Origin of the sequence: Patulibacter minatonensis DSM 18081, from assembly GCF_000519325.1 — a bacterium.
Lineage (GTDB): Bacteria > Actinomycetota > Thermoleophilia > Solirubrobacterales > Solirubrobacteraceae > Patulibacter > Patulibacter minatonensis.
Genome location: NZ_KI912613.1, coordinates 1,702,302 through 1,724,517 on the forward strand (window position 1 = coordinate 1,702,302; position 22,216 = coordinate 1,724,517).

The window sequence follows — 22,216 nt, forward strand, 5'->3', positions numbered from 1 at the left end:
CCGAGGACTCATGAAGCGCGACATCTACACCGACGACCACGACATGTTCCGCGAGGCGGTGGTCCAGTTCGTCGCCCGCGAGATCACGCCGCGGGCCGAGGAGATCCGCGAAACCCGGCGGATCCCCAAGGAGGTCTGGCTCAAGGCCGGCGAGGCCGGGTTCCTCGGCATCGGCGTGCCGGAGGAGTACGGCGGTGCCGGGCTCGAGGACTTCCGCTTCAACGCGGTCATCCAGGAGGAGCTCGCGAAGGTCGGGATGGCCTACGGGTCGAGCTTCGGCATCCACGCCGACGTCGTCGCGCCGTACCTCGTCGAGCTGTCGACGCCGGCGCAGAAGGAGCGGTGGCTCCCGCGCTTCTGCACCGGTGAGCTCCTCACCGCGATCGGCATGACGGAGCCCGGCGCGGGCTCCGACCTCGCCGCGCTGCGCACGAACGCGAAGCGGCAGGACGACGGCACCTGGCTGCTGAACGGCTCGAAGACGTTCATCACGAACGGCCTGCACGCCGAGCTCGTCGTGGTCGCCGCCCGCACGTCCCCCGGCCCGTCGCGCAGCGCGATCTCGCTGTTCGTCCTCGAGGAGGGCATGGAGGGCTTCGTCCGCGGCCGCAAGCTCGACAAGGTCGGCCAGCCCGAGGCCGACACCGCCGAGCTGTTCTTCGAGAACGTCCGCGTGCCCGCCGAGAACCTGCTCGGCGAGGAGGGCCGCGGGTTCCCGTACATGATGGAGCGGCTCGCGCAGGAGCGCCTGAGCGCGGCGTGCGTGAACATCGCCCACGCCGACATCGCCGTCGAGCGCACCCTGGAGTACGTGAAGGAGCGCCAGGCGTTCGGTCGGCCGATCGGCACGTTCCAGAACAGCCGCTTCAAGCTCGCGTCGATGGTCACCGAGATCGAGGTCACCCAGGCCTACGTCGACCGCTGCCTGAAGGCGCACCTCGACGGCGAGCTGACCGCCGTCGACGCCGCGAAGGCGAAGTACTGGACGGCCGAGGTCCAGAACCGCGTGATCGACGACTGCGTCCAGCTCTACGGCGGCTACGGCTACATGAACGAGTACGAGGTCGCCCGCGCCTGGACCGACGCCCGCGTCACCCGGATCTGGGCCGGCTCCAACGAGATCATGCAGGAGCTGATCGGCCGCGACCTGGGCCTCGGCGACCCGCGCCCGGCGAAGCCCGAGACCCGGCCGGTGGCGGCGAACCCGGCGTAGGACGGACGCTCGGCGCACGACCGGGATGCCCGTTCGGCCAGCCCGGTTGCCGGTCGACGGACGGAGGCCTACGTTCGCGGGGTGAGCCACCATCCACCCCGCTTCCTGTGGGACGAGATGCGTGACGGCCCGGAGAAGGACGGTCGTCGCGTCGTCGCCGTCCCGGTCGACGTGACGGCGCTCGACGCCCGGGCCGTGGCGCTGCTCCAGGCCCGCCTCGTGACGCGGTGCGCCGCGACCGAGACCCGCCTGGAGGGCGGCGAGCGGACGGCGATGACCTTCGTCGGGCCGCCCGCGATGGAGCCCGGGGCGGACTTCCGCCGGGCGGCCGACGAGGCGATCGCCTCCGTCTCCGCGGACAGCCACGCCGGGTGGACGGCCGCGGACGAGATCGAGCGCACGCGCCCGTTCCGCTGGGAGTGACGCGGCCGGTGCCGACGCTCCGATCCGCGGTGGGCCTCGGCCGGAGGGGGAGGCTCGGGCGGATGCAGCGCCCGGACGAATCGCTGCCCCACGCCGACCGGATCCGGGCGCTCGCCCGCGCCCGGGAGGAGCGCGGCGTCGCGCGGGCGGTGCCGGAGGACGCCGACGAGGGCCCGACGGACCGCCGTCGCCCGGCGGGACCGCTGCCGCCGGGACTCGCCGCGCACGTCCGGGGCTCGGGCGGCGGCGCGGACGGTGACGCCCCCGACGCTCCCGATCGAGCGGACGACGGGACCGGGACCGGAGCCGCCGAGGACCCGACGGACGTCGCCGGACCCTGACGCGCGGCGCCTGTGCGCGCTACGCGGTCGCGCCCTCGAGCAGCCCGGTGAGTCGTCCGCGGATGAGTTCGTCGGATTCGGCGATCATGCGTTCGACGAGTTCGGCGCAGGTGGGGATGTCGTTGATGATGCCTTGGACGAGGCCGACGGACCAGACGCCGCGCTCGGGGTCGCCCTGTTCGTAGACCTCGCGGCCCCTGCTGCCGGCCACGAGGGCCTGGACGTCCTTGAACTCGCCGCCCTTGTTGAGGATGTCGACGACCTCGCGCGACACGGTGTTGGACGCGACGCGTGCGGTGTTGCGGAGCGGCCGGAACATGAGTTCGGTGTCGCGTTCGGTGTTCTGGACGATCTGCTGTTTGACGTTGTCGTGGATCGGCGCTTCGACGGTCGCGAGGAACCGGGAGCCCATGTTGACGGCGTCGGCGCCGAGGGCGAGGGCGGCGACGAGGCCGCGGGCGTCGCCGATGCCGCCGGAGGCGATCATCGGGATCGTCAGCTGGTCCGCGGCGGCGGGGAGGAGGACGAGGTTGGGGACGTCGTCCTCGCCGGGGTGTCCGGCGCATTCGAACCCGTCGACGGAGACGGCGTCGACGCCGAGCTGCTCGGCCTTGACGGCGTGGCGGACGGAGGTGGCCTTGTGGATGACCTTGATGCCGTGGGGCTGGAAGTCCTCGAGGTGTTCCTTGGGGTTGGAGCCCGCGGTCTCGACGATCTTGACCCCGGCCTCGATGATCGCCTGGCGGTACTCCGCATAGGGGGGCGGGGTGATCGCGGGGAGGATCGTGAGGTTGACGCCGAACGGCTTGTCGGTCAGCTCGCGGGTCCGCGCGATCTCCTTCGTCAGCTCCTCGGGGGTCGGCTGCGTGAGCGCGGTGAGCATCCCGAGGGCGCCGGCGTTGGCGACCGCGGCGACGAGGGGTGCGCGGCCGACCCACTGCATGCCGCCCTGCACGATCGGGTGCTCGATCCCGAACGTCTCCGTGAACCTGGTCTTGATGCTGGCGCTCATGGTGCCTCCTCGGGCTCGCAGCCCTCGGGTGCGGGCTGGTGATCGGCGGCCCCGACGATACTGCGCGAGGCCTGTCGGTACTGCGCGAGAGATCCTACCGACGGTCGGGTGCGGGCAGGTCTCGGGCGCGGCGCCCCGGTCCCCGTAGGGTCGTCCGATGTCCGCAGACCGTGCCGGCGACGGCGGAGCGCCGGCCCCCTGGTTCGCCGGGACCGACGCCGATCCGCCGCCGTCCGCGGTCGGTGCGCTCCTGGCGAGCATCGGCGACGCCGTCTACGCGGTGGACCACGACGGCCGCGTCCGGTTCGCGAACCCCGCGGCGCTCGCGGTCCTCGGGTACGACACGACCGAGGAGCTGCTCGGCCGGCCCAGTCACGCGACGATCCACCACCGTCGCCCCGACGGCACGCCGTTCCCGGAGGCCGAGTGCCCGCTGCTCCGGCCGCGGACGGACGGGGAGGCGGTCCGGGTCGAGGAGGACTGGTTCGTCCGCCGCGACGGGACGATGGTGCCCGTGTCCTACTCGTCGGCACCCCTCGACACGGGGGAGGGCCGCGGGGCGGTCGTCGTCTTCCGCGACGAGACCGAGCGCCGGGAGGCCGAGCGGGTCCGGCGCCGGGAGGCCGTGGAGCGGGCACGGGCCGACGCCGTCGACGCGTCCCGGGCTCGCATCCTCGCGGCCGCCGACGGGGAACGGCGACGCCTCGGGCGGGACCTGCACGACGGGGCGCAGCAGCGGCTGATGACGGTGGCGCTGACCGTCCAGCAGGGACTCGGCGACCTCGAGCGCGACCCGGCGCGGGCGCGGGCCACCCTGGAGGACGCGGTCACCGAGGCCCGGGCGACCATCGCCGAGCTGCGCGACCTCGTCGCGGGCATCCACCCGTCGATCCTCACGAACCGCGGACTCGCGGCCGCGGTGGCGTCGCTGACCGCGCGCAGCCCCCTGCCGGTCGTCGTCGACGTCCCCGAGCGGCGCTGGGCCGAGCGGGCGGAGGCGACGGCGTGGTTCGTGATCGCCGAGGCGCTCGCGAACGTCGCCAAGCACGCCGGCGCGACCCGCGCGGTGGTCGCGGTGACGGACGAGGACGGCGCGCTGCAGGTGCTCGTCCGCGACGACGGTCACGGCGGCGCCGACCCCGCGGCGGGCGGCGGGCTCCAGGGCCTGCGGGACCGCGTCGAGGCCGTCGGCGGCACGTTCGCGGTCGCCGGTGGCGCCCCCTCGGGGACCGTCCTGACCGCGCGGATCCCGCTGCCGGCCTGAGTCCGGCCCCGGACCTTCGTCGAATCGGCGGTGCGCTCACCCCGTTACGGGCTAGGCTCCGCCACGTGAGCGGCCCCCACCGCACGCCGCCGGTCCCGGCGGCCTCCCATCGTTCCCCCGCGCCCTGCCGATGACGACGTTCGCCGCCCTGCTCGTGCTCCTGATCGGGCTCGCCCTCCTGGGCGGAGCCGGCGAGCTCGGCACCTGGTACCGCCGGCACCGGATCCCGGGCGAGGTGATCACGCCGTACGTGCGGTTCTCGCAGGCCGTCGGCGTCGCGCTGATCGCCATCGGCGCCCTCGGGCTCGCCGGCGCCGGGCTCTGAGCCCCGGCGCACCAGGGGACCGCTACCCGGCGCGCAGCCAGGTCAGGACGGCCATGACCCGGCGGTGCTCCGTCGGCTCGGTCCCCAGGCCCAGCTTCTGGAAGATCCGCGTGGCGTGCTTCTCGACCGCCGGCCCGCCGACGCCCAGCGCCTCGGCGATCCCCCGGTTCGAGTTGCCCTCCGCCATCAGGCCGAGCACGTCGCGCTCCCGGGGCGTCAGCCCGCCGAGCGGATCACCCGGCCGGCGCCGGCCGACCATCCGGGCGACGACCTCCGGATCGAGCACCGACCCGCCCGCCGCGACACGCCGCACGGCCCCGACGAACGCCTCGACGTCGATCACCCGGTCCTTCAGCAGGTACCCGACGCCGCGCGGGTCGTCCGCGACGAGGTCCAGGGCGTAGCGCTCCTCGAGGAACTGCGAGAGCACGAGGATCCCGAGGTCGGGCAGCTCGCCGCGCAGCAGGACCGCGGCGCGGAGCCCGTCGTCGGTGTGGTCCGGCGGCATCTGGACGTCGACGATCGCGACGTCCGGCCGGTGCGCCCGCGCCTTGCGCACCAGGTCCTCGGCGTCCCCGGCCTCGGCGACGACCACGATCCCGGCGTCCCCGAGCAGCCGCGCGATGCCCGAGCGCAGCAGGACCTGGTCCTCCGCGATCAGTGCGCGCAACGGCTCCATGGCGGGAACGGTAGCCGAGGCCGGGCTCCCGTCACGGGGGTATTTTGACCGCCTCATGCGCCGTCCATCGACCGTCCTCCCATCCGCGGTCCTGGCCGGTCTCGCCGGCGCCGCGCTCCTCGCCCCCGGCAGCGCGTCGGCGGCCACGAACTGCCCCGACGCGGACGCCTCCGCCCCGGCCGTCGGCGCGGCGCGCACGACCGCCGCGCTGGGCTGCCTCGTGAACCACGAGCGCGGTCAGGTGGGCCTGGCCGCGCTGAAGACCGCGCCGGCGGCCGCGCGATCCGCGCAGGCGTACGCGGACGACATGGTCACCCGTGGGTTCTTCGACCACGTCTCCCCGGAGGGCGCGACGCCGGCCGACCGCCTCACCGCCGCCGGGTACCGGTGGTCGATCGTCGGGGAGGACCTCGCGCGCGGGCAGGAGACGCCGCGGCAGGTCGTGCAGTCGTGGCTCGCCAGCCCGCCGCACTGCGAGAACCTGATGTCCCGCGAGTACACCGACACCGGGTTCGGGATGACGGTCTCGTCGACCGAGGGCCCGTACTGGGTGGAGGTCTTCGCCCGGCCGCTGACGACGCCGCTCCCCGCCGGCAGCGACCGCTCGTGCCCGCGGTCGCCGTCCGCCGTGCAGCCGACGGGCGACCCGGGGACGGATACCGACCCGGGCACCGACCCGGGGACGGATCCCGGCACGGGCACCGACCCGGGCGCCACCACGCCGCCGACCGTCACCGCGACCCGGAAGGGGCGCCGCGTGACGGTCCGCGTGCGGCTCGCCCGGCGGACGGCGACGGGCAGGGTGACCGTCGTGCTGCGGGTGCGTCAGGCCGGGCGGACCGTCCGCACGGTCCGCGTCCGTCGAGCCCCCGGCCGGGCGCACCGGATCACGATCACCGTGCCCCGGGCGGTCGCCGGGCTGGTCCGCACGACGGCCGGGAGGGCGAAGGCGGTCACGACCCGCTTCCGCTGACCCCGGTCAGGGACCGACCTCCGTCAGGAGGTCTCGACGATCAGGACCGAGCAGGGCGCGTGGTGACTGATCTTGTCCGGCACGGCGCCGAGCAGGAACCGCTTGCCGCCGGCCATGCCCTTGTTGCCGATGACGATGAGGTCGACGCCGAGCTCCTCGGCGACGTCCAGGATCCCGCTCGCGGGGTCGCCGTCGCGGGCGGAGGTCCAGACGTCCGAGACGCCGACGGTCCTCGCCGACGCCTTCGCGGCCTCGAGCGTCGCGTCGACGTCCTCGCGGTCGTTGACGGCCCACGCGACGTCCGATGGCGCCTGACGCCCCTCGGCCCGCAGTCGGCTCTTCGAGACCGGGGCGAACGCCGAGACGATGGTCAGGCGGCACTGCATCGCGGCCGCCAGCTCGGCGGCGGCGCGGACCGCCTGCTCGGCGGTGTCGGAACCATCGGTCCCGACGAGAATCGACCTGTACACCGGACTCCTTGGATTGCTGTGCGACGCGGTGGGCGGTGCCCGGCGTCCTGCGACGCGAGCATACGGCCGTGAACCGCCCGCGGGAAGTGCGTCCCGCGGTCCGTCCACCGCAGGGGTCTCACGTCACGCGGCGCCCCGGCGTGCCGCCGCTCCCGCGGGACGGGTCCGCGAAGCCCGAGCGCGCGGCCTCGGCGCGCTCCTGCAGCTCCGCGAGCGACAGCGTGCCCGTGAGCAGCCCGTGGCCGACGTGGAACGCGCCCGCGCCGAGCAGGCACAGCAGCGCGATCCAGAGGGACTGGGAGAACGCCACCGCCACGAACGCGAAACCGAGGGCGGTGGGGAGGAACGAACGGGTGGGGGTCATCGGAGCTGCTCCCGGGCGGAAGGGGCGGTGAAGCGGGTCACGACGACCCGCACGGACTGCTGGGGGACGCCACCCTCGACGAGGGCGGCGGTGGCGCGGCGCTGGACGCCGCGCAGGAGCTCGGGGAGCACGTCGGCCCCCCGCGCGTGGACGGTGATCGTGAGCTCGTCGTCGCCGAGGCGGGCCCGGACGGCGTGCAGCCCGGGCTCCCGGCGGGCGGCGACCTCGGCCGCGCGCTCGATCGCGCGCGGACTGACGGTCGTCCGCCCTTCGGGCCGGTCGGCGAGCACGACGTCGGTGCGGGCCAGGTGCGGGGTCAGGCGCTGCGCCCAGCCGAGCACGAGCAGCGCGACGGCGAGGACGACGGTGCCGACGGCGATCGCCAGGGCGGTGCCGTCCGGCCAGTTCGCGGGCCCGAACCCGCCGATCTCGCGTTGCACGGTCCGGTAGCCCGTCCATGCGTCGACGTCCCGGGGCGCGGCGCCGGCCGCGAGGGCCAGGACCACGCCGCCGCCCCAGACCAGGGCGAGGCCGAGCAGCACCATGAGCTTCTGGCCGATCGTGGTGAGGATCCCGTGGGGGAGCCCCAAGCGCTGGCGCGGCATCATTCGGTCCTCGCCCGGCGGCTGCGGCCGACGGCGGTCCGGACCTTCGTGCGCAGCGCGAACGCGCCGGCCAGCGGTCCGAGGCGCTCGTCGAGCGTGGCGCGGATCGCGTCGGGGTCGGCCCGCGGGGTGCGGGTGACCTGCACGACGAGCCGGCCCCCGGCGCGTCGGCGTCGCGGACGCAGGCGGACCTTCGCGCCCGTGGTGCCCAGGACGCGGCCGGTCAGCGACTGCAGCGCACCGCGCAGGGCCCGTCGGCGGATGCGGAGGTCCGCGCCGTCGGCGAGCGGTACCTCGCGCTCGCGGGACGGGGCGAGCGCCCCGATCAGGAGCACGATGCCGAGCAGCACCGCCCCGATCGCCGCGAGGACCGCGGCGGTGTCGCCCGACGGCGCGGTGCGGTCCAGGAACGGCCCGACCTCGCGCCAGGCGTCCGTCAGGCCGCTCTGGTCGGCGAGCTTCCGCGACTGGTTCTCGCCGACCGTCGCGGCGACCGCGACGAGCACGGCGACGACCGCCAGGACCGGCAGGGCGACGAACGCGACGACGCGCGTCACGGCGCGGGAGACGAAGACGATCATGCGTCCTCCCCGTCGAGGGCGATGTCGGTGATGACGACGCGGACCCGGCCGAGGGCGTCGGCCAGCCCGTGCTCGCGGGTCTCCCGCTCGACCGCGAGGCGGACCCCGTCGGCGAGCGCGTGGAGCTCGACCAGGCGCGCCCGGACGTGGACCGTCACGGCGTGCCGGCCGGGCTCGCCGTCGGCGGCGACGAGCACGCCGGGGATCAGGTCCACGGACGTGCGGGTGCTCAGGCGGTCGTCGCGGCCGGGGTCGAGCGCGGCCACGCCGGTACAGCGCAGCGTGGCGGCGGCGACGACCCGGGCGAGCCGCACGCGAGGGGTCTCGCGCGTGGCCTCCACGGGCTGTCCGCTGCCGTCGGCGGGGGTCCGCATCGACTACTGGACCCGGGCGCCCTCGTCGTTGTCGTCCCCGGCGAAGTGCAGGTCGGTGACGTTGATGTTGACCTCGGTCACCGTCAGCCCGGTGATGCCGGTGATGCGCGACACGACGTTGCGACGGACGGCCTCGGTGACCTGGGGGATGCTCTCGCCGTACTCGATGACGACCTTCAGGTCGACGGCCGCCTCGCGGGTGCCGACCTCGACCGACACGCCCTGGGCGAGCTGGTCGCCGAGGCCGACGCGCTGCTGCACGCTGCCGACGACGCGGGCCGCGCCGCCGCCGAGGTCGTGGATGCCGGGGACCTCGCGGGTCGCCAGGCCGGCGACCTTGGAGACGACGCCGTCGGCGATCGTCGTGTTGCCGGTGTCGGTGACCAGCGGACCGGCGCTCGTGAGGTCGGTGCTCGTGCTCGTGCCGCCCTCGCTCGCCGTCGTCGTGCGGGTCTTCGTCTCGGCCATCTCGTGCTCCTGTTCGGGGGTATCCGCCCCGGGAGGACCGGGGCACTGCACGTTGGACCGGGGACCCGCGGAAAAGTTCCGCACGGATCTCGATTCAGGCGACGACGTCGTCGAACACGACGTCGACCCGGGTGACCGCGACGCCCGCGAGGCGGGCCACCCGGTCGGTCACGACGTCGCGGATCTCCGTTGCGACGGGCCCGAGCGCGGGGCCGAGGTCGGCGGTGACGTGGAGGACCAGGTGGACGCCGCCGTCCTGCTCCTGGGTGGTCCGCACGGACACGAAGCGGACGGGCGGGAGCTCCATCGCGGCGCGGCTGGCGATCTGGGCGACGATGACGTCGGTGACGGTGTCCCGGCCGTCCCGGCCGGCGGCGACGAGGATCCGGCCGCGCTCGCGCCGGAGCTGCTCGAGCACCCGCGCCGACAGGCCGCGCGGGGGCCGGACGTCCTCGGACGCGAGCGCCCGGAGGTCGGCGGCCGAGCCGTCCAGGCGCGCGAGCGCCTCCCGGCAGTACGGGCACTCCGCCTGGTGCGCGGGGTCGGCGGGCGGCGTGCGGTCGGCGACCTGTGCGACGAGCTCGAGCAGCGGGACGCCGCACTCCAGGCGGGGGTCGTCGGGCGTGCTCATCGCCAGCCCTCCAGGTCCTGCGCGACCGCCAGCCGCGCCCGGTGGATCCGCCCCTTGACGGCCGCGAGCGAGACGTCGAGCACCTCGGCGACCTCGTCGTACGAGAGCCCCTCGAACTCGCGCAGCACGAGCGCCGCCCGCTGCTCGCCCGGCAGTCGGGTGATCGACGCGGTCAGGGCGCTCATGCGCTCCCGCTCCTCGAGCCGCACGGCCGGGTCGTCGCGCCGGGTGCCGGTCCGGGACTCCTCGAGCTCGTCTGTGGGGCGGCGTGCGGCGATGAGGTTCAGGCAGCGGTTGGTGGCGATGCGGTACAGCCAGGTCCCGAACGCGCTGGACTCGCGGAACCGCGGGAGCGCGCGCCACGCCTGGAGGAACGCGTCCTGGGCGGCGTCCTCCGCATCGATGCGGGTGCCCAGCATACGAAGGGCCAACCGGAAGATCGGCTGCTCGTGCCGGCGGACGAGCTCGCCGAAGGCGTCCAGGTCGCCGCGCTTCGCGGCCCGGACGAGCAGCGCCTCGGGGACGGCTGACGTCATCGCGCGGGACTCACGATGCGAGTGGTTGCGTCCACAACCTCAATGTTCACACATGTGCACCGATGCGTGCGCCGACGCCGGGATCAGGCGGCGGCACCGCCGAGGTGGAACCCCTCGTACCCGTCTGCTGCGACGCGCTCGATGATGCGCCGGTACTGCCGGATGCCGCCGGGATAGAGCATGAACACGCGCGGCTTCCCCTCGACCTCGTCGCCCATGTAGTACGACCGCGCCTTCGGGTAGAGCGTCTCGTCCGCGCGCTCGAGCAGGTGGGCGGTCCAGCGCTCCTGGGCGTCCCGGTCGGCCTCGACCACGGCGTGGCCCTCGTCGCGCATGCGGGTGAGCAGGCCGGCGATCCAGTCCACGTGCTGCTCGATGCCGAGCAGCACGTTCGCGAGGAGCGCCGGGCTGCCGGGACCGGTGATCGCGAACAGGTTCGGGAAGCCCGCCACCCCGAGCCCGAGGTACGTGACGGGCCCGTCCCGCCACGCCTCGGCGAGCGTCACCCCGTCGCGTCCGGTGATCGTCGGCTTCAGCAGCGAGCCGGTGATCGCGTCGAAGCCGGTGGCGAGGACGAGCACGTCGAGGTCGTGGTCGCCCGACGCCGTCCGCAGCCCGGTTGCCGTGAGGCGCTCGATCGGGTCGGCGCGCACGTCGACCAGCGCGACGTTCTCGCGGTTGAAGGTCTCGTAGTAGCCGCTGTCGACGCAGGGGCGCTTGGCGCCCATCGGGTAGTCCGTGGGCAGCAGCTTCTCCCGCGTCCCCGGGTCCTCGACGATCGCGGAGATCTTCGCCCGGCAGAAGTCGGCGGCGGTGTCGTTCGCGGCCTGGTCGAGCAGGAGGTCATGGTAGGCGAGGACGAACCCGAAGCCGTCGCCGTCCCAGGCGCGCTCGAAGACGGCGTCGCGCTCCTCGGGCGTGTCGTCGAGCGCCGAGCGGCGGTTGGGGACGAACCCGAGCCCGCTGGGGGAGCTCGCGGCGCGGGCGCGACGTGCGGCGTAGTCCGCCTTGATCGCGGCGTCCTGCTCGTCCGACACCGGTGCGTGGCGGGCGGGCACGCTGAACGCCGGCGTCCGCTGGAAGACCGTCACGTGCTCCGCCTCGCGGCTGATCACCGGGATCGACTGGATGCCGGAGGACCCGGTGCCGACCACGCCGACCCGCCTGCCGGCGAACGCGACGGGCGTCGTCGGCCACTCGGCGGTGTGGAGGATCTCGCCGCCGAACGCGTCCTCACCGGGGAACGCCGGGCGCTTCGTCGTCGACAGGTTGCCCACGGCCATGATCAGGAACCGGCCGGCCCACGTGTCGCCGTCCTCGGTGCGCGCGGTCCAGCGCGCGCCGTCGTCGTCCCAGTCCGCCGCGACGACGCGGCGGTGCAGGTGGACGTCGCGGTGCAGGTCGAAGCGGTCCGCGACGTGCTCGACGTACCGCAGGATCTCCGGCTGGGTCGCGTAGCGCTCGCTCCACCGCCACTCCTGCTCGAGGTCGTCGGAGAAGCCGTACGAGTAGTCGTAGCTCTCGATGTCGCACCGGGCGCCGGGGTAGCGGTTCCAGCGCCAGACCCCGCCGACGCCGTCGCCGGACTCGAGCACCGCGACCCGCAGGCCCGCCCCGCGCAGCGTGTGGAGCGCGCGCAGCCCGGCGAACCCCGCCCCGACCACCACGACGTCGACCTCGTGCCCCGTCATCCCGCCCTCCGAAGGATCAAACCACGTTTGAACGACCGTACGGCGCGTCTTGCCACGTGTCAACGCGAGGGTCCCCGGTCGGCGGTGGGCCGTCCCGTGCCCGACCGGACCGCCGGGTCCCGTGCGCCGACCCGCATGACGCGTCCCGCGCTCCGACGGCCGCGTCGTGTGCGTCAAGACACGTGATAGGTGGAGTGTCAGGACCGGGCCGTAGACTGCCGGAATGGCCGCGACCCGCCCCGTCAGCGACGTCCCCCGCCGGACGCGGGGCCGCCGGCGCCCGGCGCCGCAGTCGCACGGCGCGGTCCTCGAGGCGGTCCGCGAGCTCCTGAAGGTCCGGCGGCTCGACGAGCTGACGGTCGCGGAGATCGTCGAGCGGGCGGGCATCTCGCGCCCGACGTTCTACGCGAGCTTCGACACGAAGTACGCGGTCGTCGCGACCCTGATCGCCGGTGTCGGCGAGGGCATCTACGACATCTGGCAGCCGTTCTTCTCGGGAGAGGGGCCGATCGACGAGGCCGCCGTCCGCGAGCCCACGATCGCCACCGTCGAGCGGTGGCGCCGGCAGGGCGCGTTGTTCACCGCCACGGTGGAGGGCTGGCACTCGGACCCCGAGATCCACGAGGTCTGGAACGAGATCCTCCAGCGCTTCGAGCGCGAGGTCCTGGCACGGTTGCACCGGTCCCGCGCCCCGCGTGCCGGCGACGACATGCTCGCGGCCGCCATGGTCTCGATGTTCGAGCGCTGCCTGTACCTCGCGGTGAGCGACCCGGACGGGCCGTTCGGGTCGTCCGACGAGCAGCTCGCGGACACCCTCTCGGCGGTCTGGGCGCGGTCGCTCGGGGGCTGAGTCCCGCGCCCGACGGGGCCCGTCCGTCCGCCGCGGCCGAAAACCATACTGGTAGTCCTTACATGTGTTAGGACTACATGGGCCGATGCCGCCCGCGCCTGAGACGCCCGAGTCCACGTGCTCCGGAGGGTGACCGGGAGGACCACGATGAGCGACCCGCGACTCGCACCCCTGGAGGAGCGCCGCGCGGCGCTCGAGGCCCGCCACCCGACGTGGGAGCCCGGGACGTTGCACGGGGCGCTCGACACCGCCGCGGACCGCTGGCCCGACCGCCCGTACGTCATCACCGACGGCCGGACGTGGACGTACGCCGAGGTCCGCGACCGCTCGGTCCGCCTGGCGCAAGGCCTCGTCGCGATGGGCGTCCGGCCCGGCGAGCACGTGGCGCTCGAGTTGGCGAACTACCCCGAGTTCGTCCTGCTGAAGTACGCGATCTCCAGGACCGGTGCGACCGCGATCCCGGTGAACGTCCTCAACCGGCGCGACGAGCTGGAGTACGTGCTCGGGCAGTCCCGCGCGGTGCTCCTGATCGTGATGGCCCGGTTCCGCGGGCTCGACTACCTGGGGATGCTCGACGAGATCGCTCCCGGCTGGCCGGAGCGCGGCGGGGGCGACGTCCTCCCCGACCTGCGACGGATCGTGGTCTTCGACAACGACGGCGGGGGCGCGCCCGACGGCGCCACGACGCTCGACGCGCTCGAGGCGGCCGACGCCGACGTCGCGCTGCCGGAGGTCGATCCGGACGCCGACGCCGACATCCTCTACACGTCGGGCACGACCGGCGGCCCGAAGGGCGTGCAGCTCACGCACGACATGCTGCTGCGCACCGCCTACGGTGCGGCGTACGGCCGCGGGTTCGAGGACGGCCGCCGGATCGTCTTCGCGCTGCCGATGTACCACGTGTTCGGCTACGTGGAGGGGATGCTGCCGGTGCTGTTCGTCGGCGGCGCGATCGTCCCGCACACGGCCTTCGACCCCGTCCGGACGCTCGAGGCGATCGAGCGCCACCGGGTCACGGACATGCTCGTGATCCCGCTGATGACCGAGGCGGTGATGGACGCGCTGAAGGACCGCCCGACGGACCTCTCGTCCCTCGCGTCGATCATCTCCTCCGGGACGACGTCGCCGCCCGGGACGTTCGACCGCATCGACGCCGAGCTCCGCTGCGACGAGGTCACGACGGGCTACGGCCAGTCGGAGACGACCGCGTCGACGACGGTGACCCGCCCCGACGACGGCCCCGGGAAGCGGCGGACGACCAACGGGCGGTTCCGCGACGTCGGCGTCGCCGGCGACCCGGAGCTCGGCGGCCACCTCGTCGTCTACCGCGCCGTCGACCCGGACACCGGACGGGACCTCGGGTTCGGCGAGATCGGCGAGCTGCAGGCCAAGGGGCCCGGCGTGACCCGCGGCTACTGGGACAAGCCCGGGGCCACGGCCGACGCGTTCACCGACGACGGCTGGTTCCGCACCGGGGACCTCGGGACGGTCGACGCCGAGGGCTACCTGCGGCTCGTCGGCCGGCTGAAGGACTGCTACCGCTGCGGCGGCGAGCAGGTCGTGCCGGCCGACGTCGAGGACGTCCTCGTGACCCACCCGGCGGTGGCCCAGGCGCTCGTCGTCCCCGTCGCCGACGAGCGGATGGGGGAGGCCGGGGCCGCGTTCATCGTCCGCCGGCCGTCCGCGGACGTCACGGCGGAGGACCTGCTCGCGCTGGCGACCGAGCGACTGGCGCGGTTCAAGGTCCCCAGGCACGTGCTGTTCATCGACGAGGCCGAGATCCCGCTGACCGCCAGCGGCCGGCCCCGCAAGTTCCTGTTGTCCGAGATCGCGGAGCAGCGGCTCGGACGGACCACCGACGGAGAGGCACCCGCGTGAGGACGACGACCGAGGGACCGACCCCATGACCACGAAGGACGGCGCACCGCCCGCCGATGGCCTGATCACCCGCGACACGCCGGTCGGCCACGAGCTCGAGGGCGTGAAGAAGCAGGCGCAGATCCAGCTCATGGGCTCGCGCCTCTGGGGGCGCTTCAACCCGAACCACTGGGACCCGGAGTACGCGCGGTCGACCGGGCTTCAGGCCCCGATCCAGACGGGCGAGATGTCCTCGGCGTACATCTCCGAGATGCTCGTCAACCACTTCGGGAAGGCCTTCTTCCTCGGCGGCCGGCTGGAGTGCAAGTACATCGGGTCGACGCTCGCCGGCGAGGTCATCACGACCTACGGCGTCGTCCGCGAGAAGCAGCCGAAGGGGGACGGGTTCCGGTTCGTCGTCGACGTCTGGGCGAGCAACGAGGACGACGAGAAGAAGACCGTCGGGACGGCGGAGGCGGACGTCGATGTCTGATCTGCGCCCGATGACGTCGATCCAGCGGCAGCAGACCCGCGACTTCGTCGACAGCCTGGACGAGGAGTCCCAGCCCTACTGGGACATGGTGGAGATCGGCGACGAGCTCTCCCGCGACCTGCACCTGTCGGCCGAGCTGATCATCCTCTACGCCGACGCGGTCGAGGACTTCAACCCCTGGTTCGAGGGCTGGAGGATGAACACGTGGCAGATCGAGGGCGAGTCGCCGTTCGGCCACGCGATCGTGCCGCCGATGCTCGTCTCGCACTTCGTCCTGTCGGTGCAGTTCGACCACACGAAGCCGTTCGCGGTCGGGTCGATCCACACACACCACGACACCACCGTGCACGCCCCGATCCCGGTCGGCACGACCGTCCGGATCACGACCCGGGCGACCGACAAGTACGAGAAGCGCGGGCGCCGCTACGTCCGGCACGAGGTGACGGTCACCGGCGTCCCCGACGGGACGCTCTACGCCACCGAGGTCCGGGACATCCTCTCCCTATGAGCGCCGAGACCCCCGGGGTCCCCGTCGCGGAGGACCTCTTCGAGCAGGGTGCGGACGGCGTCGGGTTGATCGGCACGCGGTGCGCGGGCTGCGGGGCGCACTACTTCCCGGTGTCCCTGTCGTGCCGGAACCCGGTCTGCGACGACAAGCGGACCGTGCGCACGACGCTCGGGCGCACCGGGACCCTCTACAGCTGGACGGTGCAGCACTACCGCCCGCCGGCGCTGTATCGCGCCGACGAGTGGGAGCCCTACGCCGTCGGGCTCGTCGAGGTGCCGGAGGGCCTCCGGGTGCTCGCGAAGCTCATCGGGCGAGACACCGACGCGCTCGAGGTCGGGATGCCGGTGCGGCTGGTCACCAGCCCGCTCTACACCGACGCCGACGGCCGCCGCGTCGACACCTACGCCTACGAGATCACGGGCGACGGGATCGGGGCCGGCGGCGGATCCGGTTCTCCGGGCCCGGCGTCCTCGACCGACGGGCCGCGCGCATGACGGGCGTCTACGTGCTCGGCGTCGCCGCCCACCCGTGGGGGAAGTGGCCCGACAAGCCGCAGCTGCAGCTCGCCATCGAGGCCCTGACCGCCGCGGCCGACGACGCCGGCCTGCCGCTCCGGGACCTCGACGGGCTCGTGGCCGCGAGCTCCCGCTTCGAGGGCGGCCTCGGCTGGGGCCTGCACGCCAACGAGGTGCTGCAGGCCGTCTCGGAGTCCGGGGCGCAGGCGATCAACGTCGGCGGCGGCTGCGCGGCCGGCGGCATCGCGATCCACACCGCCGCGTCACTCATCGCGAGCGGCGAGTGCGAGGTCGTCGCGGCGCTGGGGGCCGAGCGGATGCCGAAGGGCTTCATCCCCCGGCCGCCCGGACAGCCGGACGACGTGACCGACACCGACTACCTGCGGTGGGTGGCGATCGGCGCGACGAACCCGGCGTACTGGGCGATCGAGGCGCGCCGTCGCATGTACGACCACGGCACGACGCCGGAGACCCTGGCGCTCGCGTCCGTGACGATGCACGAGCACGCCGCCGCGAACCCGTTGGCGCGGTACCGCAAGCGGATCACCGTCGAGGACGTGCTGGCGTCGCCCCGGGTCGCCGACCCGCTGCACCTGATGGAGATCTGCGCGGTCAGCGACGGATCCGCCGCGCTGATCCTCGGCAGCGAGGCCGCGGCGCGGCGCCGCGGTGGGCCGCTCGTCCGCGTCGCCGGCTCGGCCGTCGCGTCCGGCCGGTTCGGCGATCCCGCGGTCCGGATCCCGACGGTCTCGATGGCGTCGGACGGCGACGCGACCCACACGAGCGAGGTCGCCGGCGCGGTGCTCCGCGCGCAGGCGGCGGCGGGCATCGGGCCGAAGGACGTCGACGTCCTCGAGATGGCCGACAACTCCGCCTGGCACGTGCTCGCGTGGCCGGAGAGCTTCGGCTTCGCGGAGCCGGGCGAGTCCGATCGGCTCCTCCAGGACGGCGAGTACGGCATCGGCGGGCGGCTGCCGATCAACCCGAGCGGCGGCTTCCTGTCGTTCGGCGAGGCGACGACCGCCCAGGGCGTCCTGCAGGTCTGCGAGCTCGCCTGGCAGCTCCGTCGCGAGGCCGGCGAGCGCCAGGTCCCGGGGGCGTCCGTCGGCCAGTCGGCGGTCCTCGGGCTCGGCGCCAACGGCGCGTCGGTCGTCCTCACCGCCTGATCCGCGGGCGCGGCGATCCGACGGAGGTCACGTCTGGTCGGCTACCGGCCGTGCGTGACCGCGTCCCGAGAGGCCGCGGGTCCCGCGGTCGAGGATGGTCGGATACCGACCACGGGTGACCGCGTCCCCGCAGATCGTGGGTCCCCCGGTCACGGATGGTCGGACACCGACCATCCGTGACCACGCCGACCCGCGCCGCTCAGAGGGTCCGCAGCAGCGCGCCGAGCTGCGCGTCGAGGGCGCCGGCCTGCGACAGCGCGGCGTCCATCCACCAGAACCCGTGGGCGCCGCCGGCGTAGACCGTGGTGTCGACCGGCACCCCGGCGCCCCGGAGCAGCGCGGCGTAGGCCAGGCCCTCGTCGCGGAGGGGGTCGAGCTCCGCGACGACGACCGTCGCCGGGGGAAGCCCGGCGTGGTCCGGGGCGAGCGAGGGGATCGCACGGGGGTCCTCGGCGTCGAGCGCGCTGCGGAGGTAGTGCTCCCAGAACCACACGAGCTCGTGCCGGGTCATCAGCGGGCCGTCGGCGTGCGTGGTCATCGACCCGGCCGGGGCGTCCGTGCTCCCGGGCGGCACGAGGCACGGGTAGAGCAGGACCTGGTGCGCGATGCGCGGGCCGCCGGTCTCCCGCAGGTCGATCGCCGCCGCGGCCGCCAGGTTGCCGCCGGCGCTGTCGCCGAGGAGCACCACGCGCTCCGGGTCGCCCCCGAGGTCCGCGGCGTTCGCCGCGATCCAGCGCACCGCGGCCACGACGTCGTCGAGCGGGCCGGGGAACGGGGTCTCCGGTGCGAGGCGGTAGTCCACGGCGACCACCACGCAGGCGCCGGCGAGGGCCAGGCGACGGCAGGGCCGGTCCGTCGCCCGCAGGCCGCCGAACACGAAGCCGCCGCCGTGCAGGTAGACGACGAGCGGCGACGGCGATCCGGGGGCGGCGTCGTACACCCGCGCCGGCAGCCGGCCGTCGGCACCGGGGACGAGGAGGTCCCGCACGGCGGGCACGTCGGGCTTCGGGGACTGCAGGCGGACGACGTTCTCGACGGCGGCGCGCGAACGGACGACCCCGAGTACGTCGTAGGTCGGTGCGTCGCTCTCGGCGAACGCCGCGGCGAGCCGGGCGACGTCGGGGTGCGGCGTCCCGTCGAGCGGGCCCGTCGCGGACACGCCGGCCGGCGGCCCCGACCCTCCCGCGACGTCGGGCGCGCCGTCCGCGGCGGACGCCGGACGGGAGCTCACGACGCGACCGCGGCGGGGGCGGCGAGGCCCGACAGCAGGACGTCGGCGTAGGTCGTGCCGATCTCCTCCGCGTCGACGCTCGTGCGCTCGGGGTCGTACCAGCGGTTGGTCCAGTTGACCATGCCCATGATCCCGTTGGCGAGGACCCGGGCAGGGACCGCCGAGCGCAGGGTCCCGGCCTCGAGCCCCTCCCGGACGACGTCCTCGATCGCCCCGGCCCACCGGCGGTTGACGGCCCGCATGTCCTGCGCCCACGCCTGGCGGTCGTCCGGTGCGTGGGCGAGGTTCTCCTGCAGGTAGACGTAGAGCATCGGGTAGTGCTCGTGGAACGCCCGCATGGTCCCGACGATCAGCTCCCGCAGCTTCTCCGGTGCCGTGCCGTCACCGTCGCGGACGGCCTCTGCGGCGGCCGTGTTCGCGCGGACGACGTCGGTGACGACGGCGTCCAGCAGCTCGTCCTTGCCGCCCACGTAGTAGTAGAGCGACGCCCGGTCGCTGCCGACCTCGCGGGCGATGTCGGCGAACGTCGTGCGGGCGTAGCCCTGGCGCTTGAAGAGGGTCGCGGCGGCGGCGACGATGGCCGCGCGGCGCTCCTCGTAGTCGGCGCGACCCCCGCTGCGGGCCGCGGCGCGGCGCCGGCCGATGCCGCTGTCCGCGGCGTCCTCGGGCTGCTGCGGTTCGTCGGCCACGGGGGCAGTGTAGCCCCGTGACCGGACCGCGAACGGGGGCGGTCGAGGGCGTCGGGGACGTCTTGCGCCGCACGGTCTTCAACAGATATGTTGACGAGGTCGTGCGGCCTCGTCGCCCTCCGGCGGACGTCCCCGCACGGGCATCCGGCAGGCGGCGGGAGCGTCCCGCACCCACCCCACGAAGGAGGACGGATGGAGCTCTTCGACCTGACCGGCAAGGTCGCCGTCGTGACCGGCGGCACCCGCGGGATCGGCCTGATGATGGCGCGGGGCCTGCTGCAGGCCGGCGCCTCCGTCTACGTCAGCTCGCGCAAGGCCGACGCCGGCCAGGAGGCCGTGCGGGAGCTCGAGCCCTACGGCGTCGCGACGTTCATCCAGGCCGACCTCGGCAAGGAGTCCGATTGTCTGCTGCTGGCCGAGGAGGTCGGGGCCCGCGAGGAGGCCGTCCACGTCGTGGTCAACAACGCGGGCGCCACCTGGGGCGCGCCGATCGACGACTTCCCCGCCGCCGCGTGGGACAAGGTCGTCGACCTGAACCTCAAGGCGCCGTTCTTCGTCGCCCGCGCGTTCCTGCCGCTGCTGGAGGCCGGCGCGACCGGCGAGGACCCGGGCCGGATCATCAACGTCGGCAGCATCGAGGGCCTGCGCGTCCCGGAGTGGCCGACGTTCTCCTACTCGTCGACGAAGGCCGCGCTGCACCAGCTGACGCGCCACCTCGCACGGGACCTCGGGCCGCGGCACATCACCGTCAACGCGGTCGCCCCGGGGCCGTTCCCGACGAAGATGATGGCCGCGATGCTCGAGTCCGAGGGCGACGCGATCACGGCGACCTCGCCGCTCGGCCGGATCGGGCACCCCGACGACATGGCGGGCGTGACCGTCTTCCTGTCCTCGCGCGCGGGCCGGAACGTGACCGGGGCGATCATCCCGGTCGACGGCGGGATCGAGCTGACGACATGAGCCGCTTCGTCGACCTCTCCGCCCCGATCGCCACGAGCCCGCCCGACGTCGGCGACTTCCAGCGGACGGACGTCTCGTCCACCGACCACGCCGAGGGTGCCGCCCAGATCCGCGAGATGTTCGGCGTCCCCGCCGAGCTCCTCCGCGACGGCGAGGGCTGGGCCAACGACTCCATCGACCGGCTCGGCACCCACAACTCCACCCACGTCGACGCACCCCGGCACTACAACTCGACGATCGCCGGGCGGCCCGCGAAGGCGATCGACGAGCTGCCGCTGGACTGGTACCACCGGCCGGGCGTCGTCCTCGACGTGCGGGACAACGCGGACGGCGAGGCCGTCACCGTCGCCCAGGTCGAGTCCGAGCTCGCGCGGGTCGGCCACGAGCTCGCGCCGCACGACATCGTCCTCGTCCGCTCGGGCCGCGACGCGTTCTACGCCGCCGCGGACTACATCGCCCGCGGGCCGGGCGTGACGGCCGAGGCGACCCGCTGGCTGTACGACCGCGGCGTGCGCGTCATGGGCATCGACGCGTGGGGCTGGGACCGCCCGCTGCAGATGCAGGCCACCGACGCGCTCGCCGCGAACGAGCCCGGCATCTTTTGGGCCGCGCACCAGGTCGACCTCGAGTACTCCCAGATCGAGCGCCTCTGCAACCTCGGTGAGCTGCCGCCGACCGGGTTCACGGTCAGCTGCTTCCCGCTGCGGATCGTCGGCGCGAGCGCGGCTCCGGCGCGCGTCGTCGGGATCGTGCCGGACTGATCCGGGAGCGGGGGACCGGCGGCCCCGCGCCGCCGACCCCGCCCCGTCAGGCCGTCGCGCGCACCCGCGGCAGCCCCAGCGACTCCCGGGCCTCGGCCACGGTCGCGACGCCGCGGTCGAGGTCCTCGGCCAGGCGCACGGCCCGGGCGACGAGTGGCGCGTTGCCGTCGGCGAGCTCGCCCCGGCGGACGTGGAGCGTGTCCTCGAGCCCCGCGCGCACGTTGCCGCCGAGCGCGAGGGCGATCGCGGAGAGCCGCAGGTTCGACCGGCCGATCGCGACGACCTGCCACGCGGCGTCCGCCGGCATGCGGGCCGCCATCGTCATCAGGTTCTCGGGCGTCGCGGCCATCCCGCCCTGGACGCCGAGCACGATGCTGAACTGCAGCGGCTCGGCGAGCAGCCCGGCGTCGCGCATCCGCAGGCACGCGTCGAGGTGGCCGGTGTCGTAGATCTCGAGCTCGGGCTTCACGCCGAGCTCGCGCATCCGCTCCGCCAGGCGGGCGACGTCCTTCGGCGGGTTCGAGAACTCGGCCTGCCCGAACGACATCGAGCACGGGTTCAGCGTCGCCATCTCGGGGCGGGCCTCGACGAGGGCCGCGCGCGCGTCGAACGGGACGCCGAGCCCGACGCCGGTCGACAGCTGGACGAGGATGTCGCAGCGCGACTGCACGAGCTCGACGACGTGGCGGGCGAGTCCGACGTCGGCGGTCGGCCGCTCGTCCTCGCCCCGCAGGTGCAGGTGCGCGACGGCGGCCCCGAGCTCGTGGGCCTCCTGCACGGCGTCGGCGATCGCCTCGGGGGTGACGGGCAGCGACGGGTTGTCGTCGCGCGAGGCGATCGGGCCGGTCGGCGCGACCGTGACGACGGCCTTGGCGGAGGAGGCCACGGCGATCAGCCGACGACCTCGAAGTGCAGGACCTCGGGGGCGCCCGCGAGGTGCGGCCCGAGCAGACCGCGGAGGGTCTCGAAGTCCGGGGTCTTCGTGTAGGCGACGTGGTCGTCGACGGCGTCCCACTCGACGAGCAGCACCCAGGTGTCGGGCTCCTCGACGCCGCGGCCGAACCGGGCGCCGTGGCAGCCTGCGGCTGCGCCGAGCAGCGCCACGACCTCCGGGACCGCGGCCGCGAGGTCGTCGCCGCCCCCGGGCTTGATGGGCAGCTGCGCGCGTTCGATGACCATGGGACCGAACCTATCCGGCGCCCGCCCGGCCGGTCAACACCGATGTTGAAGCCGCGG

At 74.3% G+C, this 22,216-nt stretch carries 29 protein-coding genes; 14 read left to right on the forward strand and 15 right to left on the reverse strand.

Annotated features, from left to right (window positions below; translation table 11 throughout):
* Positions 1-10 precede the first annotated feature (10 nt).
* The 3 genes from PATMI_RS28275 (at position 11) to PATMI_RS0107685 (ending at position 1,977) form a co-directional block, all read left to right on the forward strand.
* Complete coding sequence (locus PATMI_RS28275) at positions 11-1,213, forward strand: acyl-CoA dehydrogenase family protein (protein WP_051471187.1); 1,203 nt, start codon at positions 11-13, stop codon at positions 1,211-1,213.
* An 81-nt stretch (positions 1,214-1,294) separates the two neighbouring features.
* A complete protein-coding gene (locus PATMI_RS0107680; RefSeq protein ID WP_026910465.1) occupies positions 1,295-1,636 on the forward strand; it encodes a hypothetical protein in 342 nt (113 codons plus the stop codon).
* Between the two features lie 62 nt (positions 1,637-1,698).
* The gene (locus PATMI_RS0107685) at positions 1,699-1,977 is read left to right on the forward strand and encodes a hypothetical protein (protein WP_026910466.1); all 279 of its coding nucleotides are present in this window, start codon (positions 1,699-1,701) and stop codon (positions 1,975-1,977) included.
* Between the two features lie 19 nt (positions 1,978-1,996).
* On the opposite strand, the gene PATMI_RS0107690 is transcribed toward PATMI_RS0107685, so the two are convergent.
* The gene (locus PATMI_RS0107690; RefSeq protein ID WP_036725442.1) at positions 1,997-2,989 is read right to left on the reverse strand and encodes an NAD(P)H-dependent flavin oxidoreductase; all 993 of its coding nucleotides are present in this window, start codon (positions 2,987-2,989) and stop codon (positions 1,997-1,999) included.
* 157 nt (positions 2,990-3,146) lie between these two features.
* Here PATMI_RS0107690 and PATMI_RS28280 point away from each other — a divergent pair, with 157 nt between their 5' ends.
* Entirely contained in the window at positions 3,147-4,253 is a 1,107-nt protein-coding gene (locus tag PATMI_RS28280) for a sensor histidine kinase (RefSeq protein ID WP_051471188.1), read from the forward strand.
* Positions 4,254-4,383: 130 nt separating this feature from the next.
* Complete coding sequence (locus tag PATMI_RS0107700; RefSeq protein WP_026910468.1) at positions 4,384-4,578, forward strand: hypothetical protein; 195 nt, start codon at positions 4,384-4,386, stop codon at positions 4,576-4,578.
* Between the two features lie 22 nt (positions 4,579-4,600).
* On the opposite strand, the gene PATMI_RS0107705 is transcribed toward PATMI_RS0107700, so the two are convergent.
* Positions 4,601-5,257: a response regulator transcription factor gene (locus PATMI_RS0107705; RefSeq protein WP_026910469.1), complete on the reverse strand. Its 657-nt coding sequence runs from the start codon at positions 5,255-5,257 to the stop codon at positions 4,601-4,603.
* A gap of 55 nt (positions 5,258-5,312) precedes the next feature.
* Between PATMI_RS0107705 and PATMI_RS34105 the strand changes: the two genes are divergently transcribed.
* Complete coding sequence (locus PATMI_RS34105; protein WP_051471189.1) at positions 5,313-6,230, forward strand: CAP domain-containing protein; 918 nt, start codon at positions 5,313-5,315, stop codon at positions 6,228-6,230.
* 23 nt (positions 6,231-6,253) lie between these two features.
* Here PATMI_RS34105 and PATMI_RS0107715 read toward each other — a convergent pair whose 3' ends face one another.
* The 9 genes from PATMI_RS0107715 to PATMI_RS0107755 form a co-directional block, all read right to left on the reverse strand.
* A complete protein-coding gene (locus PATMI_RS0107715; RefSeq protein WP_026910470.1) occupies positions 6,254-6,700 on the reverse strand; it encodes a universal stress protein in 447 nt (148 codons plus the stop codon).
* Positions 6,701-6,818: 118 nt separating this feature from the next.
* Entirely contained in the window at positions 6,819-7,064 is a 246-nt protein-coding gene (locus PATMI_RS0107720; RefSeq protein WP_026910471.1) for a hypothetical protein, read from the reverse strand.
* Positions 7,061-7,669 carry an Asp23/Gls24 family envelope stress response protein gene (locus PATMI_RS0107725; protein ID WP_026910472.1) on the reverse strand — a complete coding sequence of 203 codons (609 nt, stop codon included), beginning with the start codon at positions 7,667-7,669 and terminating at the stop codon, positions 7,061-7,063. The genes PATMI_RS0107720 and PATMI_RS0107725 overlap by 4 nt, the downstream gene beginning before the upstream one ends.
* Complete coding sequence (locus PATMI_RS34110) at positions 7,669-8,250, reverse strand: Asp23/Gls24 family envelope stress response protein (protein ID WP_051471190.1); 582 nt, start codon at positions 8,248-8,250, stop codon at positions 7,669-7,671. Before PATMI_RS34110 ends, PATMI_RS0107725 begins: the two co-directional genes overlap by 1 nt.
* Entirely contained in the window at positions 8,247-8,624 is a 378-nt protein-coding gene (locus PATMI_RS0107735) for a hypothetical protein (RefSeq protein WP_026910473.1), read from the reverse strand. Before PATMI_RS0107735 ends, PATMI_RS34110 begins: the two co-directional genes overlap by 4 nt.
* A gap of 3 nt (positions 8,625-8,627) precedes the next feature.
* Positions 8,628-9,092 (reverse strand): Asp23/Gls24 family envelope stress response protein, encoded by a 465-nt coding sequence (locus tag PATMI_RS0107740; RefSeq protein WP_026910474.1) that lies wholly within the window; start codon positions 9,090-9,092, stop codon positions 8,628-8,630.
* 94 nt (positions 9,093-9,186) lie between these two features.
* A complete protein-coding gene (locus PATMI_RS34115; protein WP_026910475.1) occupies positions 9,187-9,723 on the reverse strand; it encodes an anti-sigma factor family protein in 537 nt (178 codons plus the stop codon).
* On the reverse strand, positions 9,720-10,259 hold the full coding sequence (locus PATMI_RS0107750; RefSeq protein WP_026910476.1) for an RNA polymerase sigma factor: 540 nt from the start codon (positions 10,257-10,259) through the stop codon (positions 9,720-9,722). The genes PATMI_RS34115 and PATMI_RS0107750 overlap by 4 nt, the downstream gene beginning before the upstream one ends.
* Positions 10,260-10,342: 83 nt before the next feature.
* Entirely contained in the window at positions 10,343-11,950 is a 1,608-nt protein-coding gene (locus PATMI_RS0107755) for a flavin-containing monooxygenase (protein WP_026910477.1), read from the reverse strand.
* A gap of 223 nt (positions 11,951-12,173) precedes the next feature.
* Here PATMI_RS0107755 and PATMI_RS34120 point away from each other — a divergent pair, with 223 nt between their 5' ends.
* The 6 genes from PATMI_RS34120 to PATMI_RS0107785 all read left to right on the forward strand — a co-directional run bounded on the left by PATMI_RS34120 (position 12,174) and on the right by PATMI_RS0107785 (position 17,339).
* Positions 12,174-12,800, forward strand: a complete 627-nt coding sequence (locus PATMI_RS34120; protein WP_026910478.1) for a TetR/AcrR family transcriptional regulator — start codon at positions 12,174-12,176, stop codon at positions 12,798-12,800.
* Between the two features lie 147 nt (positions 12,801-12,947).
* Positions 12,948-14,678, forward strand: coding sequence for an AMP-binding protein (locus tag PATMI_RS0107765; protein WP_026910479.1), 1,731 nt, complete (start codon positions 12,948-12,950; stop codon positions 14,676-14,678).
* A gap of 25 nt (positions 14,679-14,703) precedes the next feature.
* The gene (locus PATMI_RS0107770) at positions 14,704-15,150 is read left to right on the forward strand and encodes a MaoC family dehydratase (RefSeq protein WP_026910480.1); all 447 of its coding nucleotides are present in this window, start codon (positions 14,704-14,706) and stop codon (positions 15,148-15,150) included.
* Positions 15,143-15,658 (forward strand): MaoC family dehydratase, encoded by a 516-nt coding sequence (locus tag PATMI_RS0107775; protein ID WP_026910481.1) that lies wholly within the window; start codon positions 15,143-15,145, stop codon positions 15,656-15,658. The genes PATMI_RS0107770 and PATMI_RS0107775 overlap by 8 nt, the downstream gene beginning before the upstream one ends.
* Complete coding sequence (locus PATMI_RS28305; protein WP_051471191.1) at positions 15,655-16,152, forward strand: Zn-ribbon domain-containing OB-fold protein; 498 nt, start codon at positions 15,655-15,657, stop codon at positions 16,150-16,152. Before PATMI_RS0107775 ends, PATMI_RS28305 begins: the two co-directional genes overlap by 4 nt.
* Positions 16,149-17,339 carry a lipid-transfer protein gene (locus PATMI_RS0107785; RefSeq protein WP_026910482.1) on the forward strand — a complete coding sequence of 397 codons (1,191 nt, stop codon included), beginning with the start codon at positions 16,149-16,151 and terminating at the stop codon, positions 17,337-17,339. Before PATMI_RS28305 ends, PATMI_RS0107785 begins: the two co-directional genes overlap by 4 nt.
* A gap of 199 nt (positions 17,340-17,538) precedes the next feature.
* Here PATMI_RS0107785 and PATMI_RS28310 read toward each other — a convergent pair whose 3' ends face one another.
* Both PATMI_RS28310 and PATMI_RS0107795 read right to left on the reverse strand, forming a co-directional pair.
* Entirely contained in the window at positions 17,539-18,570 is a 1,032-nt protein-coding gene (locus PATMI_RS28310) for an alpha/beta hydrolase (RefSeq protein ID WP_051471192.1), read from the reverse strand.
* The gene (locus PATMI_RS0107795; RefSeq protein WP_051471193.1) at positions 18,567-19,259 is read right to left on the reverse strand and encodes a TetR/AcrR family transcriptional regulator; all 693 of its coding nucleotides are present in this window, start codon (positions 19,257-19,259) and stop codon (positions 18,567-18,569) included. The genes PATMI_RS28310 and PATMI_RS0107795 overlap by 4 nt, the downstream gene beginning before the upstream one ends.
* Before the next feature lie 192 nt (positions 19,260-19,451).
* On the opposite strand from PATMI_RS0107795, the gene PATMI_RS0107800 reads away from it, so the two are divergent.
* Both PATMI_RS0107800 and PATMI_RS0107805 read left to right on the forward strand, forming a co-directional pair.
* Positions 19,452-20,219, forward strand: coding sequence for an SDR family oxidoreductase (locus tag PATMI_RS0107800; RefSeq protein WP_026910484.1), 768 nt, complete (start codon positions 19,452-19,454; stop codon positions 20,217-20,219).
* Positions 20,216-20,980 (forward strand): cyclase family protein, encoded by a 765-nt coding sequence (locus tag PATMI_RS0107805; protein WP_026910485.1) that lies wholly within the window; start codon positions 20,216-20,218, stop codon positions 20,978-20,980. Before PATMI_RS0107800 ends, PATMI_RS0107805 begins: the two co-directional genes overlap by 4 nt.
* Positions 20,981-21,026: 46 nt before the next feature.
* On the opposite strand, the gene PATMI_RS0107810 is transcribed toward PATMI_RS0107805, so the two are convergent.
* Complete coding sequence (locus tag PATMI_RS0107810) at positions 21,027-21,866, reverse strand: beta-keto acid cleavage family enzyme (RefSeq protein ID WP_036725448.1); 840 nt, start codon at positions 21,864-21,866, stop codon at positions 21,027-21,029.
* Positions 21,867-21,871: 5 nt separating this feature from the next.
* Positions 21,872-22,159 carry an antibiotic biosynthesis monooxygenase family protein gene (locus tag PATMI_RS0107815; protein ID WP_026910487.1) on the reverse strand — a complete coding sequence of 96 codons (288 nt, stop codon included), beginning with the start codon at positions 22,157-22,159 and terminating at the stop codon, positions 21,872-21,874.
* Positions 22,160-22,216: the final 57 nt, after the last annotated feature.

What these genes read in the sequence shown, in the direction of transcription:
- PATMI_RS34110 (WP_051471190.1), bottom strand. Translation starts at nt 8,250, where the DNA reads ATGATCGTCTTCGTCTCCCGCGCCGTGACGCGCGTCGTCGCGTTCGTC.
- PATMI_RS0107785 (WP_026910482.1), top strand. Translation starts at nt 16,149, where the DNA reads ATGACGGGCGTCTACGTGCTCGGCGTCGCCGCCCACCCGTGGGGGAAG.
- PATMI_RS0107800 (WP_026910484.1), top strand. Translation starts at nt 19,452, where the DNA reads ATGGAGCTCTTCGACCTGACCGGCAAGGTCGCCGTCGTGACCGGCGGC.
- PATMI_RS0107755 (WP_026910477.1), bottom strand. Translation starts at nt 11,950, where the DNA reads ATGACGGGGCACGAGGTCGACGTCGTGGTGGTCGGGGCGGGGTTCGCC.
- PATMI_RS0107815 (WP_026910487.1), bottom strand. Translation starts at nt 22,159, where the DNA reads ATGGTCATCGAACGCGCGCAGCTGCCCATCAAGCCCGGGGGCGGCGAC.
- PATMI_RS0107740 (WP_026910474.1), bottom strand. Translation starts at nt 9,092, where the DNA reads ATGGCCGAGACGAAGACCCGCACGACGACGGCGAGCGAGGGCGGCACG.
- PATMI_RS0107690 (WP_036725442.1), bottom strand. Translation starts at nt 2,989, where the DNA reads ATGAGCGCCAGCATCAAGACCAGGTTCACGGAGACGTTCGGGATCGAG.
- PATMI_RS0107700 (WP_026910468.1), top strand. Translation starts at nt 4,384, where the DNA reads ATGACGACGTTCGCCGCCCTGCTCGTGCTCCTGATCGGGCTCGCCCTC.
- PATMI_RS34105 (WP_051471189.1), top strand. Translation starts at nt 5,313, where the DNA reads ATGCGCCGTCCATCGACCGTCCTCCCATCCGCGGTCCTGGCCGGTCTC.
- PATMI_RS0107750 (WP_026910476.1), bottom strand. Translation starts at nt 10,259, where the DNA reads ATGACGTCAGCCGTCCCCGAGGCGCTGCTCGTCCGGGCCGCGAAGCGC.
- PATMI_RS0107720 (WP_026910471.1), bottom strand. Translation starts at nt 7,064, where the DNA reads ATGACCCCCACCCGTTCGTTCCTCCCCACCGCCCTCGGTTTCGCGTTC.
- PATMI_RS0107685 (WP_026910466.1), top strand. Translation starts at nt 1,699, where the DNA reads ATGCAGCGCCCGGACGAATCGCTGCCCCACGCCGACCGGATCCGGGCG.
- PATMI_RS0107775 (WP_026910481.1), top strand. Translation starts at nt 15,143, where the DNA reads ATGTCTGATCTGCGCCCGATGACGTCGATCCAGCGGCAGCAGACCCGC.
- PATMI_RS0107725 (WP_026910472.1), bottom strand. Translation starts at nt 7,669, where the DNA reads ATGCCGCGCCAGCGCTTGGGGCTCCCCCACGGGATCCTCACCACGATC.
- PATMI_RS34115 (WP_026910475.1), bottom strand. Translation starts at nt 9,723, where the DNA reads ATGAGCACGCCCGACGACCCCCGCCTGGAGTGCGGCGTCCCGCTGCTC.
- PATMI_RS34120 (WP_026910478.1), top strand. Translation starts at nt 12,174, where the DNA reads ATGGCCGCGACCCGCCCCGTCAGCGACGTCCCCCGCCGGACGCGGGGC.
- PATMI_RS28305 (WP_051471191.1), top strand. Translation starts at nt 15,655, where the DNA reads ATGAGCGCCGAGACCCCCGGGGTCCCCGTCGCGGAGGACCTCTTCGAG.
- PATMI_RS0107805 (WP_026910485.1), top strand. Translation starts at nt 20,216, where the DNA reads ATGAGCCGCTTCGTCGACCTCTCCGCCCCGATCGCCACGAGCCCGCCC.
- PATMI_RS28275 (WP_051471187.1), top strand. Translation starts at nt 11, where the DNA reads ATGAAGCGCGACATCTACACCGACGACCACGACATGTTCCGCGAGGCG.
- PATMI_RS28280 (WP_051471188.1), top strand. Translation starts at nt 3,147, where the DNA reads ATGTCCGCAGACCGTGCCGGCGACGGCGGAGCGCCGGCCCCCTGGTTC.
- PATMI_RS0107735 (WP_026910473.1), bottom strand. Translation starts at nt 8,624, where the DNA reads ATGCGGACCCCCGCCGACGGCAGCGGACAGCCCGTGGAGGCCACGCGC.
- PATMI_RS0107765 (WP_026910479.1), top strand. Translation starts at nt 12,948, where the DNA reads ATGAGCGACCCGCGACTCGCACCCCTGGAGGAGCGCCGCGCGGCGCTC.
- PATMI_RS0107770 (WP_026910480.1), top strand. Translation starts at nt 14,704, where the DNA reads ATGACCACGAAGGACGGCGCACCGCCCGCCGATGGCCTGATCACCCGC.
- PATMI_RS0107705 (WP_026910469.1), bottom strand. Translation starts at nt 5,257, where the DNA reads ATGGAGCCGTTGCGCGCACTGATCGCGGAGGACCAGGTCCTGCTGCGC.